The organism is Rhodothermales bacterium (genome assembly GCA_041391505.1).
Classification (GTDB): domain Bacteria; phylum Bacteroidota; class Rhodothermia; order Rhodothermales; family JAHQVL01; genus JAWKNW01.
In genome coordinates, this window is record JAWKNW010000007.1 from 86385 (window position 1) to 107769 (window position 21385).

Annotated in this window: 15 protein-coding genes; 4 read left to right on the forward strand and 11 right to left on the reverse strand. The window is 62.7% G+C overall.

Annotation, left to right across the window (positions count from 1 at the left end; genetic code table 11):
- Positions 1 to 172 precede the first annotated feature (172 nt).
- Positions 173 to 3793, forward strand: a complete 3621-nt coding sequence (locus tag R2834_09195; GenBank protein ID MEZ4700494.1) for a S8 family serine peptidase — start codon at positions 173 to 175, stop codon at positions 3791 to 3793.
- 90 nt (positions 3794 to 3883) lie between these two features.
- Here the strand turns inward: R2834_09195 and R2834_09200 are convergent, their stop codons facing one another.
- The 3 genes from R2834_09200 to R2834_09210 all read right to left on the reverse strand — a co-directional run bounded on the left by R2834_09200 (position 3884) and on the right by R2834_09210 (position 7160).
- The gene (locus tag R2834_09200; GenBank protein MEZ4700495.1) at positions 3884 to 5104 is read right to left on the reverse strand and encodes a hypothetical protein; all 1221 of its coding nucleotides are present in this window, start codon (positions 5102 to 5104) and stop codon (positions 3884 to 3886) included.
- A gap of 235 nt (positions 5105 to 5339) precedes the next feature.
- Complete coding sequence (locus R2834_09205; protein ID MEZ4700496.1) at positions 5340 to 6575, reverse strand: cysteine desulfurase-like protein; 1236 nt, start codon at positions 6573 to 6575, stop codon at positions 5340 to 5342.
- 177 nt (positions 6576 to 6752) lie between these two features.
- On the reverse strand, positions 6753 to 7160 hold the full coding sequence (locus R2834_09210; GenBank protein ID MEZ4700497.1) for a hypothetical protein: 408 nt from the start codon (positions 7158 to 7160) through the stop codon (positions 6753 to 6755).
- Positions 7161 to 7406: 246 nt separating this feature from the next.
- Between R2834_09210 and R2834_09215 the strand changes: the two genes are divergently transcribed.
- Positions 7407 to 8579 carry a pyridoxal phosphate-dependent aminotransferase gene (locus tag R2834_09215; protein MEZ4700498.1) on the forward strand — a complete coding sequence of 391 codons (1173 nt, stop codon included), beginning with the start codon at positions 7407 to 7409 and terminating at the stop codon, positions 8577 to 8579.
- Here R2834_09215 and R2834_09220 read toward each other — a convergent pair whose 3' ends face one another.
- A complete protein-coding gene (locus R2834_09220; GenBank protein ID MEZ4700499.1) occupies positions 8580 to 9209 on the reverse strand; it encodes an HAD family phosphatase in 630 nt (209 codons plus the stop codon).
- Positions 9210 to 9312: 103 nt separating this feature from the next.
- Complete coding sequence (locus tag R2834_09225) at positions 9313 to 10239, reverse strand: hypothetical protein (GenBank protein MEZ4700500.1); 927 nt, start codon at positions 10237 to 10239, stop codon at positions 9313 to 9315.
- A 153-nt stretch (positions 10240 to 10392) separates the two neighbouring features.
- Here R2834_09225 and R2834_09230 point away from each other — a divergent pair, with 153 nt between their 5' ends.
- The gene (locus tag R2834_09230) at positions 10393 to 10890 is read left to right on the forward strand and encodes a YdeI/OmpD-associated family protein (GenBank protein ID MEZ4700501.1); all 498 of its coding nucleotides are present in this window, start codon (positions 10393 to 10395) and stop codon (positions 10888 to 10890) included.
- 127 nt (positions 10891 to 11017) lie between these two features.
- Here R2834_09230 and R2834_09235 read toward each other — a convergent pair whose 3' ends face one another.
- The 4 genes from R2834_09235 to R2834_09250 all read right to left on the reverse strand — a co-directional run bounded on the left by R2834_09235 (position 11018) and on the right by R2834_09250 (position 15659).
- Entirely contained in the window at positions 11018 to 12253 is a 1236-nt protein-coding gene (locus R2834_09235) for a glutamate-cysteine ligase family protein (protein MEZ4700502.1), read from the reverse strand.
- Positions 12222 to 13721: a RimK family protein gene (locus R2834_09240; protein ID MEZ4700503.1), complete on the reverse strand. Its 1500-nt coding sequence runs from the start codon at positions 13719 to 13721 to the stop codon at positions 12222 to 12224. The genes R2834_09235 and R2834_09240 overlap by 32 nt, the downstream gene beginning before the upstream one ends.
- Positions 13718 to 14422: a hypothetical protein gene (locus R2834_09245; protein ID MEZ4700504.1), complete on the reverse strand. Its 705-nt coding sequence runs from the start codon at positions 14420 to 14422 to the stop codon at positions 13718 to 13720. Before R2834_09245 ends, R2834_09240 begins: the two co-directional genes overlap by 4 nt.
- A 97-nt stretch (positions 14423 to 14519) precedes the next feature.
- Positions 14520 to 15659, reverse strand: coding sequence for a carboxypeptidase-like regulatory domain-containing protein (locus tag R2834_09250; GenBank protein MEZ4700505.1), 1140 nt, complete (start codon positions 15657 to 15659; stop codon positions 14520 to 14522).
- A 261-nt stretch (positions 15660 to 15920) separates the two neighbouring features.
- On the opposite strand from R2834_09250, the gene R2834_09255 reads away from it, so the two are divergent.
- A complete protein-coding gene (locus R2834_09255) occupies positions 15921 to 19103 on the forward strand; it encodes a HEAT repeat domain-containing protein (GenBank protein MEZ4700506.1) in 3183 nt (1060 codons plus the stop codon).
- A 129-nt stretch (positions 19104 to 19232) separates the two neighbouring features.
- On the opposite strand, the gene R2834_09260 is transcribed toward R2834_09255, so the two are convergent.
- Positions 19233 to 19718, reverse strand: coding sequence for a GNAT family N-acetyltransferase (locus R2834_09260; protein MEZ4700507.1), 486 nt, complete (start codon positions 19716 to 19718; stop codon positions 19233 to 19235).
- A gap of 26 nt (positions 19719 to 19744) precedes the next feature.
- Complete coding sequence (locus tag R2834_09265) at positions 19745 to 21244, reverse strand: M48 family metalloprotease (GenBank protein ID MEZ4700508.1); 1500 nt, start codon at positions 21242 to 21244, stop codon at positions 19745 to 19747.
- Positions 21245 to 21385: the final 141 nt, after the last annotated feature.

The window sequence follows — 21385 nt, forward strand, 5'->3', positions numbered from 1 at the left end:
AAAAACTTCTTTTTATACCATAAGCATTTGGCAATTCAGCCCCGCGACGTGTAGTTTAAGCCCGTGCTTCACTACGAGTGGGAGGGCCCCCGCGCCTTCCCGACGATGCCGCCCCCCTGCCGGCATGCGTCGAGAATCGAGGACCTTACACATCCAAACCGCCCTCCGTTGTATGGCTACCACCACATCGTTGCATCGCTACGCCCTTTCGGCATGTCTGCTCCTCGGCGTACTCGTCCTTCCGGCTCGCGGCCAGGAGGCCGTAGTCGCGGCCAAAATGGATCCCGGCGCGCGCGCACTGATGGTTTTACCCGGCGCGGGCAAGCAGTACGATAAGCGGTTGCTATCCGAGTTGCCCTATGCCGTGCGCGTGGACGAAGCCGGCGTTCTGGTGGCCGACCTCTTTGTCGAGTTCGTCGGATCCGTGCCCGTCGCGCAACTCGAAGCGATGCAGATCGAACCCCAGGCGGTGGTCGGCACCATCGCGGCCGTGCGCGCCCCGGTCGAGGCCATCGAAGCCCTCGCCATGCTGGACCAGGTCGCCTTCGTGGAAGCGAGCGGCCGCAGCTATGTGATGGGGCCCGGTCATGGGGCTGACATCCGGGCTCGCGAGGTGCTGACCCGGACGGGCCTCGAGGGGCAGGGTGTGGTGCTTGGCATCGTGGATACGGGTATCGATTTTACCCATCCTGATCTTCGGGACTCCACCGGCACCCGGATTCGGTACCTCTGGGACATGTCCGACCTGGATCACGCCCACGCGCCGACCGGGGTCGATCCCTCGTTTACCTGGGGACGCGAATACACGGCCGAAGAGATCGACACCGCGCCGCAAACCGTCGTGCAGATCGACGGGGATGGAGGCTTCGGGCACGGCACCCACGTCGCCGGCGTGGCCGCGGGGTCCGGCGCCCTTCGCGACGACCGCCGCGGCGTTGCGCCCGGCACCGACCTGATCGTCGTGAAAGCCCTGCGCAACTTCGACAGCAGCGGCGATTTTTCGGACGCGGATATCGTCGCCGCGTGCGACTACATCTTCAAGCGGGCCGCAGCCCTCGATCGCCCGGCCGTCATCAACCTCAGCCTCGGCCACTACAGCGGCCCGCTCGACGGGACCTCGCTCTACGAACGGACACTCACCGCGCTGGTGGGCCCGGGCCGCCTGATCGTCGCCGCCGGCGGCAACGGTGCCGCGCACCCGATGCACACGGGCGCCGCCCTGGAGCCGGACCGCGAATACGTTGCATTTTTCGACGCCGAAAGCAGCACGCAGGCTTCCGTCAATATCTGGTACGAGACCGGAGCCATCGAATGGGTGAGTGTCGGCGCCTACCAGCGCGTGAACGGTGAACTCCTGTTTCTCGGCGAGGCCGACCCCGTCTTCGCCGGCCAGTCGCGCGGCCTCGGCCTGCCCATCCCCCTCTCGTTCGACGGCGCCGTGCGCGGGCATCTCACCGTCGATGCCCTCACCACCCAGGACCAGCGCAACGGCGACGGCGTCATCCGGATTGCCCTGTCCGACGGGGGGGCCGGTCAGGTCGACCTGAAGCAGGTGGTGTGGACGGTCCGATTGCGCGGCGGCGGCTCGGGCGAAAGCGACCTCTGGGTTCAGAAGGGCAGCTTCCTCCAGGATCCGCCGGCGGATGCCGGTTTTGTCTCCCTCCCCGGGGACAGCCGCCGCACCGTTGCCTCCCCGGCCACGGCGCGCGGCCTGATCGCTGTCGGCTCTCATGTCGACCAGACCGCCCTGACCAACATCTTCGGCCAGGAGCAAATCGTACGCAACCCCGGTCCCCAGCCCGGAGACCCGGACGTCACGCCCGATGTCGGCGGACTCTCCTACTTTAGCGGCGTCGGCCCGACACGCGACGGCCGAAACGGCATCGCCCTCACGGCGCCGGGAGAAATCGTGGCTTCCCTGCTCTCGTCGCATCTCACCCCGGGCGTGGGATTCGATTCCGAATGGGTGCTGGAAGGAGGCTACTACTATGGGCTGATGGGCACGAGCATCGCGGCCGCTCACGTGAGTGGCGTCCTCGCCTTGATGCTCGAAGCCAATCCGCAGCTCGATGCCGGCATGGCGCTTCGGATTCTGGAAGAAACGTCGCGCGCCGATCTGCAGACGGGACCGACGCCCAACCCGGCGTTTGGCGCCGGCAAGCTCGACGCCGACGCCGCCGTCGAACGGGCTCAAGAGCTTGCCGCGGGCTCAGCGGTCGCGGCGATCGACATCACCGAAATCGATCTGGGAATTCCCCAGAACTGGGTGGCCCTGCAGCCGATGACCATCGAGAACCAGGGCACGACCGATTTGCAGTTCCGTATTTCCGGCGCGGACCCGGTTCAGGAAACGCCGTCGAAACAGGCGTCGCTTTCTGCTTTTGCGACACCCGACGTCTCGAACCGCGAGACGCCGGCTTTCGAGGGATCCTCCGCGGGCAAAATGGCCGGCCCGGCCGCTACGGCCGTCGAGGCGTCGGATAACGTCGAAACAGCTTCCTTCGACGCATCCACCTCGAACGCCATCGTGTACGACGATGGCAATCATCGGGCGGATCGATTCTGGGGATTCGGGAATGGTACGACCGATCTGTTCTGGGGCAATCTGTTTCGCCTCAACGACGCGGGCTTTTCGCTCGAGCGGATCCACTTCTTCATGCGGACCGAGGCCGTGGAATCCAACACGGTGTGGGTCGCGGTCTACAACCGCTCCACGCAACAACGTGTGCTGGCCGAGTTCGTCAACCTCGATCTGGCTCCGGATGGCGCCTGGTTCGAAGTCCTGCTCGAACAACCCATCGCATTCGAGAAGAACCACAGCTTCTTCATCGAGCTCGCGGCATCGGGCGCGATCCATTTCCCGGCCGGCGTAGATGCCCGGGCTATCACGCAGGGCACCAGCAACTATGCGGCGAAAGGCCAGATTTACAAAAACCTGGTCAACGAGACGAGCAGCGGGCTCGAACACGGCGCCTTCCTGATTCGCGCGTTGGGGACGTCGAGCCAGGAAGTCAACCTGCCCCCGACGGCAAGCGCGGTGGTGTCCGCGCTCGAAGCCAGCGAGTTGGAAGTGATCACCTTCGATGCCTCGCACTCGGTAGATCCGGAAGGCGCCCTCGTCAGCTATCGGTGGGACTTTGGCGACGGTGCCACGAGCGATGAAATCATGGCGACGCATGCGTACGCGGCGCCCGGCACGTATACCGCCACCCTCCATGTCGAAGACGACGCCGGCGCGACCGCCCAGGCATCCGGGGCTATTCAGATTCTTCCGTTCGAGACCCTCCAGCAACCCCGGCTCGTCGTCACCCCGGCGGAGGGAACGATCCCACCCGGTGGCGCACAGCGCATTGAGGTAACGTTCAACACCGCTCAACTCGCGGAAGGCGTCTATTCGGGTATGCTGGATCTATCGACGACCGGCGGCTACTACAGCATCCCGATGCGATTCGAGGTGGACAACGTGTACGTCGCAAACGAAACGGAGACGGGCCTGCCGGATCGGTTGATGCTTGACCCGAGTTTCCCCAATCCGTTCAGTCACACGACGGCCATCCGATACGCACTGCCCGACGCGCGCGCGGTAACGGTCGAGGTCTTCGATGCCATGGGCCGGCGTGTGCGGCAACTGGAAGCAGGCAGCCAGAGCGCGGGCTCGTATGAGGTTCGGTGGGATGCCACCGATGATACGGGCGTACCGGTGGCAAGCGGTGTGTATTTCTATCGCCTGGAAACGACCGGAGCCGGTGGGCAGGTCGAAGCGCGCGCCGGCAAGGTCATCCTGATTCGCTGACCTCTCGAGTGGACGAGACCAAACGGACGCCGCGGACGAGGGCCGCGGTATCGTGAGCCGGGCCTCGCATCGACCGGGTGAACAAACGGACTACAGGTCGATTACGTGGAGAAACACGAGGTCGTTATAACTGCGTAACTCGCCGGCATCATATGACGCCAGCGCCTTCCGTACAGGTTGCATGATCTGCGTGCTGATGTGGCCGGGCACGCTTTGCGGGTGGTTGTAGCTGAAGCGGTTAAACAGACTCCGGATGAACACGCTGTTATCGTCGGTGGGGAGACTCCGCACGTTTTCGATGTACTTCCCGAAGAGACCGTCGTAGCTGAGATAAAATTCAACGTTCGACGTATAGAAAACCCGAACCGTCTCGCCCCGCTCTCTCAGATAGGCGCCGATTTCGCGAAGGGCATGTTCGCCGGCGAAATTCCCGACAACCGGCACGATCCGGTTTTCCAACTGCATCTGCCTCAGGTACGCGTAGTCTTCTTCCCGGGCGAGGTAGTGCGCCCTGTTTCCATCCAGGTCGCGTTCGAGCATCAGCTGCCGGTAGGTTGGATAGTAGGCGCGCGGCGCGCGGTTATGGCTGTTGAACTGCAGACGCAGGCCGGCGGAGATAAACTGGCGATGAAAACGCTCGATCGTCGCCAGCGACGCCTCGTCGAGCGGCACGCCAAACGACCGAACTTCATCCAGCACCTGTCGGACGCGCTGGGCTTCCACATCCTCATCGCGGGGCAGGGCCTCGATGACATCGAGCAGCGCCTCCAGATCGGTGGGCGGCGCCTGAGGCACGGCACGCCCGAAATGTATCGCCAGGAAGGTCGCCCGATCCGGGGCCAGCGTGAACAGCGCCTTGTAGAACAAGTGCATCAGGAGATTGTCCCGGCGGATGTCCAGGATCAGCGCGATGTTGGGGCGCTGATGGGCGATATAGGAAAAATTCTGACCCGGCCCGACCCCGATGTACGCGCCACCCTCGATGCCCATTCTGCGCATGGCTCCGAGCACATGGAGATACGAGGTTTCGTTGGAGATGAGATTGTCCGTATCGAAATACCCACTCTCTTCCGAGAGCCGATCGATCAGCGCGGAGAAATCGATGGGCGCCTGCGACACCGCCTGTGTCTCGACCGGCGGAGCCGGCGCGACCGCCTGTCCGCGGCAAGCCTGAGCCACGCCGGCGAAGATCAACACGATCAACAGCGGCGAACGCCAGAGCGCGTACCAGCCCATCGACCGCGCGGCGGCCGGAAAAACCGGGCTCTCGACGCGATGCGTCGGGTCAAATGGAGCTGGCCTGTCTTGCATAACGGTCACTAAGTTTATTAAGCCAAAATAGACTTTACGTGCTTTTTATTAGCCTCATAATTCATCACAAATCGGGTGGTTACAAGGCTTCTTTTTGTTTGCGCCGCGAGATTCGCCTCTGTTTTCTGTAAAGCACTACAAAACAATTGTTTGCGCCGAGTATTTTCCAGCGAAAAACGAACGCCGAAAAACTGACATAAAGCATATAATATCAACTACTTACGGCAAATCGACCTCAAATCAGTCTCGAGACCGCCTGGATGAGGCGGTCGACTTCCTCATCCGTCGTATAGCAGGCGCATCCGGCGCGCACCACCCCATCGGGAGCGCGCCCCAATTTATCAATAACGGTCATGGCATAAAAGTCGCCGTGCGAGGTAAACACGCCGGCATCCACCAGGTGACGCGTGACCGCTTCGGACGAGACGCCCGGGACCGTGAAGGCGACCGTCGACGTGCGCGAGCCGCCGGGTGGCTGTCCGTACAACCGCACCCCGGGCAACGAGCCGAGACCCTCCCACAAACGTGCCACCTGCTCGATGCCGCGATGGTGCAGCGCATCGAGCGTCCGGACCAGCCCATCCCGGCGATCGCCGGCCCCGCCGGAAAGTCCGGCAAGAAAGTCGATGGCCGCGGCGACGCCGACAATCCCCTCGTGGTTTTGCGTGCCGGTCTCCAACCGGTCGGGCACCGTGTCCGGCGCGGGCATCAACTTGGGGACATCGAGGGCCTCGAGCAGGTGCCGCCGGCCGAACAGGATGCCGACGTGCGGTCCATAAAACTTGTAGGCGGAGCAGGCGAGAAAGTCGCAATCGAACGCCTGAACATCGACCCCTTGATGGGCTGCAAAATGAACCGCATCCACATAGAACAGGGCGCCGGCCGCATGCACCATCTCGCCGATGCGGGCGATGGGGTTTACTGTTCCCAGTGCATTCGAGGCCGCGCCGACGGCGACCAGTCGCGTCCTCGGACCGATGGAAGCTTCGAGATGGGCGAGATCGAGGATCCCCTCCTCGGGAATCATGCGCACCGTCCGAATGGTGATGCCCCGATCCCGCGCCAGCGCCCTCCAGGGATCGACATTGGCGTGATGATCCAGCTCCGTGACAACGATCTCGTCGCCGGGACCCCACTGCCTGCCCAGCGCGCGGGAGACGTGGAAGGTCAGCGACGTCATGTTGTTGCCAAATACCACTTCGTCCGGGCCGGCATGCAGAAAATCGGCCACGGCCTGCCGCGCATACGCGAGGGCGGCATCGGTTTCGGCGCTCGTGGGATAGGCCCAGTGCGTGTTCGCGTTGTGGTGGAACAGGTAATCGACCATCGCATCGGCCACCGAACGAGGTACCTGCGTACCCCCGGGACCATCGAAATAGGCGACGGGAAACCCGTTGTGCCGGCGCTCGAGCGCCGGGAAGTGCGAACGGATGACGTCGACGGAAGCGACGTCGGAATGAATTTCAGGCATCGGTCGTACAGCTCGTTTATAATCTTCCGGGAAGATACAAACGATTGCAGCGCCCGACACGACCGACACACGACGATGCGCGCATGGAACCCGCGAACGGGCTCCCGACGCGCCGCGGCGCTGCGAGAGCTCTGCTGCCGAGCTCCGCAGACGCCAGCGCAGCTAATCGACGCGATCCTAACTGGCCAGCGCCTCCGCCTGATCCCGCTCGCGCATTTTGAGCTCCAGAAGAAGCCCCATGCCGACGATGACTACCGGGTACATGAGAGACGCCATCCCCTCATTCGTCAGAAACCCGAAGAACGACATCGGCGCCGGCCCGAACAGTGCCAGCACCAGATCGATCGTGAAACTGACGACAAAACAGAGGATGCCCAGTATCACCCCTTCACGCGCGAACGCTTCTTCAGTAGCTCCAAGATAAAGGAGACTAAAAAAAACGCCACACAGCGCCATGCTGAGCGGCATGATCGTCTCAAAGAGCGGATGCCCCTGCTCACGCAGCGGATACATGGCGGATGAGGTGATAAAAGGGATAAGCCAGCCCATAAATGCATACAACAGGGCCTTAGGAAGTGCGTGCATGGTATACCTCCAGCGCACGTGGCGCTATTGAGTACTGATACCGATTGTGAGACGATACGCCATAACGAGACTGAGGTGCCAAAGGGAAGGGGGGCAAAAGGGGTGGATTCAACAATAACACACAGAGTTGACAGCCTTTTCCCGACAGTCATGTAGGGGGTTTTTACTACTCCAGCGTGCGCCTTGTAAGGCATTTTGCCCGCACGAACGGTATCTTCCCCCCTACAATAAACGGTTGCTTATCGCATGGTAGACACCCCTTCGCTGCGCATGCAGCGCGTGCAAGATCCCATCATCCCTATCGTCGCGCAACTCATCCGGGAAAACCCTGGAACGATCTCGCTCGGGCAGGGCGTCGTGCATTACGGCCCGCCGCCCGAGGCGCGCCAGGCCATCGCCGACTTCTGGGAAACGCCGGCGAACCACCTGTATCAGAGCGTCCAGGGGTTGCCCGAATTGCGCGACCTGATCGCCGAAAAGCTGAAAGCGGAAAACGGGATCCCGATCACGGACGACCGGCAACTCTTCGTCACGTCGGGCGGCAACATGGCATTCATGAACGCCCTCTTTGCCATCGCCAGCGCCGGCGACGAAATCATCATCCTCTCCCCCTACTACTTTAACCACGAGATGGCGATCGCCATGCTCGATTGCAAGGCGGTCGTGGTGCCGACGGACGGGCAGTATCAGCTCGATATCGATCGCATCGAAGCGGCCATCTCGCCCCGCACCCGGGCCATCGTCACCGTATCGCCCAACAATCCGACGGGCGCCGTATACCCCGAAGCCGATCTCCGGGCCATCAACGCGCTGTGCGCGCGCCGCGGCATCTACCACATCAACGACGAGGCGTACGAGTACTTCACGTACGGCGACAGCCGCCACTTCTCGCCAGGCAGCCTGCATGACGCCGGCGACCACACGATTTCGCTCTTTTCGCTGTCCAAGGCCTACGGGTTTGCGGGGTGGCGCATCGGATACATGGTGGCGCCGGCCCACCTCCATCTCGCCATCGCCAAGGCGCAGGATACCCTGTTGATCAGCGCACCCACCATCTGCCAGCGCGCCGCCATCGGCGCCCTCAAGGCCGGACGCGCCTACTGCGCACCGTATATCGCCGCCATGGCCGGGCTTCGGCGGGACGTGCTCGATGCCTTCAGCCCGCTCGCGGACCGGGTCCGCCTGCCGGCGCCCGACGGCGCATTCTACGCGCTGCTCCACATCGACACCCGCATGACGCCGCTCGAACTCGTTCAGCGCCTCGTCCGGGAGCACCGCGTGGCGGTCATTCCGGGCACCGCGTTCGGCATGCAGGAAGGGTGCTATCTGCGCGTGGCGTTTGGCGCGCTGCAGGCCGAGACCATCACCGAAGGCATCGGCCGGCTGACCCGGGGCCTGAGCGCCTTGTTGCGCGACTGATCAGATCAGCCCGAGCAGGTGCAATCCGCCCTCGAGCTGTTCGGGGGATTCATAAAGCAGCGTCCGGAATCCCATCCGCTCGGCGACCTCGATGTTGGCCTGCTTGTCGTCGATAAAAAGGCATTGCTGGGGCCGGCGTTTGATGCGCCGCAACAGCGTATGGAAAATCGCCGGATCGGGTTTGGCGACCTTTTCTTCCCCCGACACGACAAGCTCCTCGAACCAGGACAAAAACGAGAAGCGCCGCTTCATGATGGGAAAGGTCTCGGCGGACCAGTTCGTGAGCGCGCAGAGATAATAGTCGCTCGCGTACAGACGGGACAGGATCCGCACGGTCTCCTCGATGGCGCCGCCCACCATCTCATCCCACTGGGCAAAGTAGGCCCGGATAAACGGATCGTAGGCCGGGAATTGACGGATCCGTTCGCCGATGGCCTGCTCGAACGGCATGCCTCGGTCCATCTGCTCATTCCATTCCTGCGAACAGATGTGCTTGAGGAAATATTCCATCTCCTCCTCGTCCGAGCCGAAGAGTCTTCTGTAGAGATGGCGTGGATCCCAGTCAATCAGAACACCGCCGATATCGAAGACGATGGCCCGTTTATCCCGAGAAATGATCTGACTTTCCATACCGATAGTTGCGTGCGTAGCGATACGCCGGCTTTCCGTTTCCGGCCGATCCTTAATAGTATCGACCGAAATCGGATAAACGATACCGGATGAAGCGTTCCGCTCAGCGCAGGTGGGTATCCACGAACGAGGCCACACACGCCATCATTTCGTTGAAAAGCGGGTTTTTCGCCTCGAGAATGGCCGGGTCGCCGGCAGGTCCGTGCAGCGCCCGCACATCGGCTTCCAGAACGACCGAGGCATGACGCACGCCGACGTCTTTGGGGATACGAAAGAAGCAGGAAGCGTCGGCTCCGCCGGCATGATGGGCGACCAGCAATTCCACTTCGGTGATATCCGTTACGGCATCGGCTTCCGAATGCGCCACAAAGAGGGGCTGGACCACGTCCGAGTACTTCTTCTGCTCGGGATAGCGGTCTTCGATGTAGCCGATCAATCGGGCCAGCGCCGCGGCGCCCTCGTAATCGCGGCGGGCGTACCGATACGGATTGATGCCGATGAGGCCGGGCGACTCCCGGTCCTGCCAATCGGCGATGTACTTGACGAAGGGCGCAAACCGCAGCAGGCGCTCCGCGAAGTTACCGAGCGGGCCGGCGAGATCGAGCGCGGCGGAGAAAAGAAACAGACCGCCCGTGACCAGGTCCGGCGAAGTGATCGCCTTGTAGACGCTGAGGGTTGCGCCCGTCGAAAGCCCCCCGATCGAGACCCGTGGCGCGAGCCGGCCGGCCAGTTCGGTCATCCAGTCGATTTCGCGCATCCATTGTTCGGGCGTCACGCCCTTCATACCCTCGGGCGCCTTCAGCCCGTGCGCCGGCAGCAACGGGAGCAGGACGTCAAAACCCATCGCATGGAAACGCCGGCCGATGGCGTCGACGTAGTGCGGCGAGTCGGTCAGCCCGTGCACGAGGACGATGGCATGTTGCGCCGCCTCGCCCTGCAGATACATCCGCGGCTCGCAACCCGGGCGGATCTTGCCTTCGAGCGATTCATAGTGGCGATCCCAGAGCTCGCGGATGACGCGTTTAGACATAAGCACCAGCTCGTTAACGTACCTCGCAAACAATAGGCGCTCCCGGGGTGGGGTGCAAGGGGGCACCGGCGAAGGATTTGGGAAACCAGAGACCTCCTCCCGGGTCCACATGCACCTGTCGTCCTCAGCCGCTCAACCGACGAACCCGTCACGATGCCCTCTCCATCGAACGAACCTTTCGCCACGCAGGTAACACGACAGGCTAGTGGATTCCACTTCCACTGCCTGCTCATCCCGCCTGAGATCGCGGACTCCTACACGTCTCGCGGCATCCGCCGGGTCATCGCCACGATCAACGGCTGCCCTTTCCGACGCGCCATTCAACGCAACGCCAACGGGGAGTCGCTGGTCATCGTGGGAGCCAGTATGCTGCGGGAAGTCCGGGCGACGTTTGGCGACGTGGTCATCGTCGAACTCGCTCCGGATCCCGAGCCGGATCGCATCGACCTGGGCGACGAGTTGACGGAAGTACTCGAGATGGACGAGGAAGCCGCGGCCCGCTTTTATTCGTTTAGCCCCGGCAAACAGCGTTCGCTGGCCTATCATGTGACAAGCGCCAAACGGGAAGAGACCCGCATCAAACGCGCCCTGGAGATCGCCCATAAACTGAGAACCTACACGCTGTACGGAGACCTGCCGCGCGAGGAGTAGACGCTCTCGAACGGCGTTGGGACGCGGGAGAGGACGCACGGGACCGCCGGCTCATCCCCTTCAGATTACCGCAGAACACTGTTCGAAGCACAACGGGCGGCTCCCCGGGTGCGTCCCATGCGGACGCCTACAACCCGAACAGCCTGTTTTCCGCGAGGCACGCGGCCAGTTGCCGGTAGGTGACGCGGATCGTGTCTGACACCGGGCTGGCGCCGATCGAACGGCGGATACGCGAGGTCAAGGTCCCGTGATCGACGATGTAGCGAAGGACGCTCCGCGTATCGGTGTCCAGCGCCTCGCCGACGGCTTCGATCAGCAAGCCCCAAACCTCGCCGGCGCGCGTCGGCTTCGGGGGCACTCCCAGCGCTTCGAGATAACGCGGGTCGGTTATCACGGCATCCTCCCCGGAACGGACGACCTCCAGAAAAATCCCGGAGAGCGCCTCCTCGCCCCACGCTTGCTGGGCCGGATAATCCACCCACCGCTCATCCACCAGCGCCCTCAGCACGGCCACGACGCCGGCCAGGATCGCGATGTCCGCCGCCGGACATTCCTGGATGTCGATAACGCGGATCTCGATCGCGCCGCGATCGAACCGGGCAATGGCGCCCCGCGAGTTGATAAACGTGTACTTCAGAATGCCCTGCGTGTCGTAGGGCTCAATACCCTGCCGGATGGGCTCATAGATGCGCGCGCGGTAATCCGCTTCGGTAAAGACCGGCTCGGGGATCACCTTGCCGGCGATCGCGGGGATGAGCTCCTGGTTGTGCCGGTACGTTTCGAGCCGGCTATCGGCAAAGCCCGTGTAGGCGCCGTCGAGCAGCGGCGAGCTGGCGGTCAGCGCGGGGATGATGGGCAGGACGAGCCGGATCGCGGCGTGCAGCCGGCCGAATTCCGCCTCATCCGCAAAAGGCAGGTTCAGGTGGGTGCTCTGCAGGTTGGACCACCCGTGGCCCCGGCAGTCGAAGATGCGGTTGTACAGCTGGTAGACTTCGCTGAATTCGTGCGGCCACAGGACGGTCTCGGTGTACGGGTCCATCAGCGGATGGGCCCCGGTGGGCAGGAGCATCGCGTTCAGGCCGGCAAGCCGCGCGTTGACCTGGAGCACGTTGGCGTGAAACGCGTCGGCGAGACCGGTGAGCGAGGGAGCCGGCCCGTTGGTTTTCAGCTCGATCACATGGTTGACGAGCTCGTTCGACCAGCCGATGGCCCCGTTTTCCACATCCGATCGATAACTGCCGGTCACCGAACGAATCAGTTCGTCCGCAACAGGCTTCACCGCGAGGGTATCGCGGTCCACGATCATGTATTCGAGTTCGACGCCAAACGCATCAAACAGGCCGAGCGGGTATCGAGGCGGCATGCGCAATCCCAAGTTTGACTTCAATACGCGTCTTGAGCGCCTGAATGATGCGCAGGTAAAGGTCGTCTTTCAACACGAGATCCTCGACGCCGGCGTCGATGTTCGGGTTGTCGTTCACCTCGATGAGGTACGGTTTCCCATCGATCTCCTTCAGGTCGACCCCGAACAACCCGTCGCCGATCAGACTGGTCGCTTTCAGCGCCGCTTCCACGATGGCCGGCGGCGCCTGTTCGACCGGGATCGTCGCAAAGTCCCCCATGACATCCTCCTTCTGCCCCTGCCAGTTGTAGATCTGCCAGTGCCCCTTGGCCATAAAATACTGACAGGCATACAGCGGTTTCCCATCGAGCACCCCGATCCGCCAGTCGAACGGCGTGGGCAGATAAGCCTGCGCGATGATCAGCTCCGATTCGTCCAGCATGGAGTCGACGACCGTCTGCAGTTGCTCCGGCGACTCGACCTTCTTCACGCCGACCGAAAAGGACGAGTCCGGCAGCTTGAGGACGCACGGCAACCCCAGCTCTTTCTCCAGCGTGTCCAGGTTGTCGGAATGCACGATGACCGTCTTCGGGGTCTGGATCTTCGCCAGATGGAGCACTTCGGCGAGATACACCTTGTTCGCGCACCGGAGGATCGCATTCGGATTGTCGATCACGGCCATGCCTTCGGACGTGGCGCGGCTGGCGAAGCGGTAGGTATGGTGGTTGACCGCCGTCGTCTCGCGGATGAACAGCGCATCGAATTCGCCCAGCCGGCTGTAGTCGTCACGCGAAATCAGCTCGACGCTGAAGCCCAGCTTTTCGGCCGCATCCACAAATTTCTGGATGGCCTTGGGGTTCGATGGCGGCGACTGCTCTTTCGGATTCACCAGGATGGCCAGGTCGTACAGAAAGTCGTTCGCCTTGGCCCGGTCGTACCGCTTCTTCGCGAAGTACTGCCGGGCCATCTGCTGCACGAATTCGAAATGGTTATCGGGGATCTCGCTGCGATCGATCGCCCGGATACTTTGCAGCATCCATTTTTTGGTCCCCTTATGCCACGAAAAGCGCGCGCGGAGGAGCGGCGCCTGAAAGAGCTTGTACAGTTCGATGCTCAGACGATCGTACTGGCGGGCGACATTTTTCCCGAAGTAGATGCTCAGGACAAACTCTTCCGCCTTGATCCGCCGAAGGCTCCGCTGGATGAGATCGTCCAGTTCGTCGGATTCCACGCGCACGACGGAAGGATTCTTCAGATCCTGGATCGTCTTGACGCTGGGAATCACCTTGTGCCCGCGGGCTTCGGCGAGAAGCGACACGTAGTAGCCTCTGGACTGGTAGCTGTAGCTCCGGCAGAGGTTAAACACACGAACGTTTTTGAGGGTGGCGAATTCGGGATTGGTGAGGTACTGTTTGGCGGACACCACCTCCACGCCCGGCACATCGAGTGTCCAGAGTTTCGGGTAGTGAACCACGACGAGCTTCTTCATGGAGACGCCTGGGGAGATAAGATCAACAGGTTTGCATCGTAAGTGACCGTGCCGAGCATGATCGCGTTCATCAGCCGGTTCAACCCCACCTTGTAGTAGTTCTGGCCGGAAATCGGATTGCGCGTGTAGGGGTCCGCCACGATGACCAACCCGTCCTCGAAGCCACACAGCACGACAAAGTGCCCCATGGGCTCGCCCTTGAGGTCGTCGAATACGGACTGGTCGTTCTGATTCGTGTACTCGCGCACACTGTCGTAGAGGTATGTCGCGCTCAGGCCGGCGAGAATGGGAAGCCGCCGATCGAAATACCTGCGCAACAGCTCGTACGTGAGATCCTCGAAAAGAAAACTCCCACCTGCTTCCAGAAACTCGATGTAGGCCTCGGATCGGGTGCGGAAACGCTTGCCGGTCTTGTACTTGAGTTGATCCTTCAGCTTCTGGATGATGGCCTCGTTGGGGAGCGACCGCCAGCTCGGATCCAGGATCTTCAGGTTGTACGAATGAATCTGGGCCTGAAAACCGCGTCGCAACGCATCGAGGCCCAGGAAAACGGCAAGCGTACCCCCATCTTCCAGATTCGTGACCGAACTGATCACGTCGGAGAGGCCGATATGCTCTCCGAGATAGTGATAGACGGCGTGCAGGCTGGTAGGCCCGCACGTGACATCGTTGGGCTGCTCAAGAATTTTTACTTCGAGCACGGCGGGATGCGGGGTTTCGAGAGCGTTGACGGCACATGAGCGCATCAATCATGGATAGGCATCAATGTTCCATCGCGCCGGCAGGCTCGCCCCCTCGTCAGCGCGCGTTGCGCTGATCGGCGTACTCCTGGGGCAACAGGTCGGCCGCGCCCTGGGAAGCCATGTAGCCGTAAGCGGTCACCAGCCCGACGCCCTGGCCCAGGCTGTAGATGTAACCCTGGGTATGGACGTTGACCACCGGACTGTTCAGCTTGATGTAGGACAGTTGCCGCTGGGGAGGCATGCGGCGCTGAAAGAGACGGCCGTTGTTATCGTACCGGGTGTAGTCGACCCGCAAAAAGCCGGGGAAACGCAGCAGGTAATGCCCCGATTCGGAGGGCTCGATGATTTCGTCGCCCGTGATGTTGCCCGTCCTGCGCAGGTACGCCCCCGCGAACGGCGCGTCCTCGCGGTCGTCCAGGGTGATGCGAAACCCTTCCGCCTCCTCGCGGGCATGCACGAGCGACCAGAGCAGGTGCTGCATCGATCCCAGAAACGCGCGCTCGCGCCGCTGCCGCCAGGCTGATTCTTCCGAGCGCGTCTTCGGCTCGAGCGGCTCGAGCCGCCAGTAGCCGTTCGTGTACCGCAAGCCATTCGTCTTGTCGATCCGAAATTCCGTCAACAGGAACGTGACGCGGTATCCCAGCCCCCTGTTCTCGATGACGAGCGGTTCGGAGGCCGTGGCGTAAAACCCCGAGTCGTCGTCGCGGAAATCGAGCACTTCCGGATTGAGGATGGTCGACCGGACGGCGTTTTCGGAGCGGCCCAGGAAGAATTTGTTGAAGCGTTCGAGGAGCTTCTGCCACTCGCGGGGCACTTCGTCCACCACTTCGACCCCATCGAGGGCATAGACGATGGGGTTGAGGCTTACGTCGAGGCGGAAATGGGTCGACTCCCCGATGAGCTGGACCTGCGCGACGGCGGGGTTGAATCCCACCATCGATATCACGACCTGATAGGCGCCGGACTCGATCCCCTCGATGGTGTACGCGCCGTTTCGATCAGTGGTCGTGCCCTGTTGCCGGCTGGCGAGGAAGATGTGCACGCCGGGCAGGGGCTCGTTATTCGACGCATCGGTCACGGTGCCTGTCAGCCGGTAGGACGGCTGCGCCCGGGCCGGCGGCACCGCGTGGAGCCACGCCAGCAGCAGCCCCAGCCACCCGATCTGTCGGACGACCCGCATTGCCAGAATCCGCATTCGATTCGTCATTCAGGTTGCATGAGTGTGTCGAGATGAAGATCATCCAACGTCGCCGGGGTTGCTCGCTGCCATCGGTGATCGCAACGTAAACCAGCTACCTCCTCATCGAATCCAATGAAACGTACGATCACCGCCCTTTTTTTGGTTCTTGCCGGCGTTTCAGCCGCCATGTTGCCCGCCGCGGCTCCCTCTCCAACCGGCGAGAAGCCCGTTGCAACGCTCTGGGCGCGTGATCCCATGCTTAAGAACCCTGTTTCATTGAGTCACGATCCCGAAGGCCGGATCTACGTGACAGAAACCAACCGCCGGCGCACGGAAGACCTCGACATTCGCTTCATCCCCGGGCTCGAACCCATCCCCTGGTCGGTGCTCGATCAGACGTTCCAGACGGTGGAAGATCGGCGCGACGCCATCCATACGTTCATGGCGCCCGGGGCCCCTTACCGCAACCCCTGGCTCAAGGACCGCGACGGCAACGGCGTGACGGACTGGCGCGACCTCACGACGCTCACCGAGCGCGTGAACCTGCTCGAAGATACGGATGGAGACGGCACGGCGGACAGAGCCACCGTGTTTGCGGAAGGATTTCAGACCGAGGTCACCGGGGTGGCCGCCGGCGTGCTCTGGCATGAGGGCAACGTGTACCTCACGCTCATCCCCGATCTGTGGCTCCTCAAGGATACGGATGGAGATCGCGTAGCGGATGAACGAACCGTACTCCAGAGCGGACACGGGGTTCACATGGGCCTCGGCGGCCACGACCTCCACGGCCTCACGGTAGGCCCCGACGGCCGCATCTACTGGTCGATCGGCGACAAGGGGGTGCACTTCACGACACGGGAGGGCCGGACGATCCGCTATCCGCATGAAGGCCTGGTCCTCCGCAGCGAGCCGGACGGAAGCCACGTCGAGGTGTTCGCGCATGGCCTCCGGAATTGCCTCGAAATCTCCTTCGATACCTACGGACGCCTGTTCTGCATGGATAACGATGGCGATCTGCCGGGCGAGCGCGAGCGCTTCGTGTACATCACACGCGGGAGCGACTCGGGATGGCGCTCGAACTGGCAGTACAACATGCTCTACAACTGGACCGACACGCAGCGCCTGCCGCATTACCTGCCCTGGATGGACGAGCGCCTGTTCGTGCCGGCGTTCGATGGCCAGGCCGCCTACATCACGCCGCCCCTCGCCAATTATTCGGACGGTCCGGCCGGCTTCCTCTTCAACCCCGGCACGGCGCTCAACGCCGCGTATCGGGATTACGTCTTCATCACCCAGTTTCCGGGCAAGAAGATCAGCGCCTTCCAGGTCAAGCCGCGCGGCGCCGGCTTCGAGATGGTGAACGAGCATACCTTCTACGAAGGGTTCATGGCGACAGGGCTCAGCTTCGGGCCCGATGGGGCGCTCTATGTGGCGGATTGGTCCGGTGAATGGGCCCCGAACGAATCGGGAGCCATCGTCAAGATCGACTTTCCCGAGGAGGCTGATTCCCCGGCACGCCGGCGCACCCGCCAGTACATCCAGGCCGGCATGAACGGACGCCCCGATAGCGAACTCATCGACCTGCTCGCATACCCCGACCAGCGTGTCCGATTGAACGCCCAGTTCGAACTGGTCCGCCGGAAACAGGGCGAAACCCTTGCTGGAACAGTGTTCGACTCCGGAGCCGACCCGCTGGCGAGGATCCACGCCCTCTGGGGCATGGGGCAGCTTGCGCGATCGGGCGACCTGCACGTCGATCGCGCGATGCGATCGCTGTTCGATGACGCCGACCTGGAAGTGCGGAGGCAGGCCATTCGCCTCGCCGGCGAGCACCCCGCGCTATTCCCCGATAGCGAAGCCGACCTCGTTCGGCTGCTCGGCGATCCGGACGACCGCACACGCTACGAGGCCGCCCTCAGCCTTGGCTCATGCGGCACCGCCGGCGCGGTCCCCGCCCTCTTCGCCCTGCTGGAACGCAACGCCGATCGGGACGCCTTCATCCGGCATGCGGCCGTCTCCAGCCTGGCCTCGCTGGCTACGACGGACCAACTGGTGGGAGCCGGCGCGCACGCGTCCCTGTCCGTGCGTATCGGCGCCGTCGTCGCACTGCGCCGGCAGCGCAATCCGGGTGTCGCGTCCTTTCTGAAGGATGCCAGCGAACGGGTGGTCGTCGAGGCCGCGCGCGCCATCCACGACGATGAATCGATCCCTGACGCCCTGCCCGACCTGGCCGCACTGGCCGGCGTCACCCCGTTTCGCAGCGAGGCGCTGCTGCGCCGGGTGCTGAATGCCGGCCTGCGTCTCGGCCGCGAGGAGGATATCGAGCGCCTCTTCGCCGCCGCCGAGGACGCGTCGTACCCGGACGTCCTGCGAGCCGAAGCCCTCGAGATGCTGGCGACCTGGACCCGACCGGTGTTTCTCGATCGCGTCGAACACCGCTATCGCCCGCTGCCCGATCGACCGGGCGACGCGGTGGCGCGTCGCATCGAGAACCGGATGAGCAGCCTGTTCGCCACCCGATCCTCCACCGTGCTCGCCGCGGCCCTACATCTGCTCGAGGTCTATCGCATCGCCCCTCCCGACGCCCAGTTGATGGAATGGCTCGCCGACGAGTCTAGGCCCGCCGGCATGCGCATCGACGTGCTCGATCTGTTGCTGCCTACGCCCGCCGGCGCCGGCGCCCTCGATGCCGCGCTGCAATCGCAGGCCGCGCCCCTGCGTATCGCCGCGATGAAGCGGCTCGCCGAGCGCGACGAGGCGGCCGCCTCGCGGCACATCCGCCGGCTGTTCGATCGACCCGATGCCGTTGCCGAGCAGCAGGCGGCCCTGGGTATCCTCGCGGGACTTGCTGGCCCGGATGCGCGTCACATCCTCAGCGAAATGGCAACCAAGTACTTAAATAACAATGAGATAGATCCTATAGATCTCGATCTGTTTCTCGCACTCCGCGCGTCGGGAGATCCTGCTCTCGGGAAGCGGGCCGACGAGGTCGCGGCGCGTTTCGACGGCGCGGAGGCGCCCTATGCGTTCAGTTTGGAAGGGGGTGACGCTACACGTGGAGAGGCCCTGTTCACGCAGCACGCGGCGGCCCAGTGTATTCGCTGCCATGCCGTTGGCGGGGAGGGAAGTCGGGTGGGACCGGATCTCGAGGGCGTTGGCCGGCGCAGAGACCGCGCCTACCTGCTGGAGTCGCTGATAGCGCCGTCCGCGAAAATTGCGCCCGGCTACGAGACCCTGACTATCACCCTGGCGGATGGCGGCGTCGTGAGCGGTTCGCTGGCGGATGAGTCGGCGGATTCGCTTCGGTTGCGTGTGCCGGGCAACGAGGTCCGGGTGTTCGCCCAGAACGACATCCGGAAACGGACGGCGCCGGCGGCTTCGATGATGCCCCCGATGGGCGCCCTGCTCCGTCCTCTTGAACTCAGGGATCTCGTGGCGTACCTGGCCTCGCTCCAGTAGGCTGTGTCTGAAGAATCGGCTGGTCGTCCCGGAGCATCCAAGAAACTTCCAAAACAGCGTTTTATCCTGAATCAGGTTCTTGATGCGGTTCTGTCTGAACGGTTTTTCAGACAGAACCTGGCCTACTGGTCAGTGCAGCGCGATGGAGAAGTGCTGCGCACCCGGGGTCGGATCATCGCCATACGGCGCCCGATCCTCAAAGCCCAGCGAACGATACAGGGTCGCAGCCGCCTGCATGCTGGGCAGCGTATCGAGGCGAACCTCCCGGTAGCCCAGGATGCGGGCGCGTTCAAGAAAACGTTCCACGAGAAGCCGGCCGAGCCCTTTGCCCCGGTACGCCGGGCGCACATAGACGCGTTTTAATTCGCAGATGCCGGGTTCGAGCGGCCGGAGCGCGGCGCAGGCGGCCGGCGTGCCTTCCCACTCGACCAGAATCAGGGCGCCCTCCGGCGGGGCATAATGCCCGGGCAACGCCGCCATCTCCGCTTCAAAGGTCTGAAAACAGACGCCGTTATCGGCTTCTGCGCGGTATTCGTTGAACAGCTCCCGAATTCGCGAGAGATGCGGTTCGAGATGGGCGGGGATGAAGGCGGCTTGCCCGGGCGGCACATGCATGGCGGATTGACCGTCGTCGATTGGGATTAACGCGGGATTTTCAGTTTAACACCCGGACCGATGTTCGTATCCAGGTTCACCTGATTCATGATGGCGACTTCCATCTCGGTGAATCCCCGGGGCATCGGGTTGGGCAGGAAAGAGCTGAACGGGCCGCTCCGGCTGGTCGTAATCAGGTCGATGCGCGTTGGCTGCACGTTGATCTTGCTCTGATCGGTGAGCGAGCGGAAACCGCCGAAGGTCGAGTTGAACGCGTTCGCATACGAATCGTAGTCCGCCGCGGCCGCGTATCCCAGGAACGAGTAGACATTGCCGCCATACTCCACGTACCGTTGTTTGAGCTGGTATTCGGCGCCCTCCTGCGAGGTGGCCTTGGCGATGATCTCATACGACGACAGCCCATTCGTATTCGCGGCGCCCTGGTTGATGACCGTGATGCCTTCCTGGGCGGCGAACTTGGCGCCGGCGTCGCGCGCGGTCTTGACGTCCTGCGCCAGCGAAAACACGATGATCGCTTTCTGATTCGGCTCAACCACCACGACCTGCGTGGGTTGATTGATCACCTGATACCCCGACGGATAGGGAAACTGGAAACGCAATGTGGGATGGTAGAACATGCCGTTTTCGGCGTAGCCCTGCCGAGGATCCTCGCCGACGACCATGTTGTTCGTGAGCGCGAGATAACTATCGCGCGAAACCTTGGTCATCTCGTATTGCTGCGCCCACTCCGAGGCCATGCGCTGGATGGTCGCTTCGCGCTCGCCGGGATCCGGGTGCGTGGACATGAAGCTGGGAATGCTCTGGCCGGACTGCTCCTGCATGCGTGTCAGCGAGCGGAAGAAGCGGGAGCCTTCGCCAGACTGATAGCCCAGCATCGACGCGTATTCCACGCCGAGATCGTCCGATTCGCGTTCGTCATCGCGTCCGTAGCGCAGAAAGAGTAGACCGGCCGCGCTCCCCACCGTATTCAGCACGCTTTCCGCGGCATTTCCGCCGAACACCGCCTGGGCGCCGATGGCGCCCGCGAGCACGCCCAGTTGCCCGAACTGTTGTTGCGCGGCGCGTTTGGAGGCATGCCGGCCGACGACGTGGCCGATTTCGTGTCCGATGACGACTGCGAGTTGGGCTTCATTGTCGAGATACGCCAGCAATCCGCGGGTCACATACACATACCCGCCGGGCAGGGCGAACGCGTTGACGACCGGGCTGTCGAGCACCCGGAAGGTGAACGGGGTGTTTTTCATCTCGGCCGGCGTGTCCGGCCGGCGCAGATGGCTAACGGAGAGCAGCTCCTGACCGAGTTTCTCTACATAGCTGGAGAGCTGTGCATTGTCGTAGACGCCGTATTCGGCGACAATCTGCGGATCCGATTCCGACCCGATCTGGACTTCCTGCGCCCAGGTATAGCCGAACGCGCGCTTGTTGCCCGTGACGAGGCTCTGCTCGACCGTGACACAGCCGGACGACATTATCGCGATCATGGCGGCTGCGAACAGCACGCGCGATTTCATAACCAGCATCTTCATGGTATTGGATGACCCTGTTTCGCTTCTGGGAATTGCTCCTGACGGTAGGCAACGTCGCCTGGATTTCCAAGGACCGTGTAACGACCGTCTTATGTAGGCAGTGTCTAAAAAATCGTTCGGGGTGCCCCGGTACATCCCGGA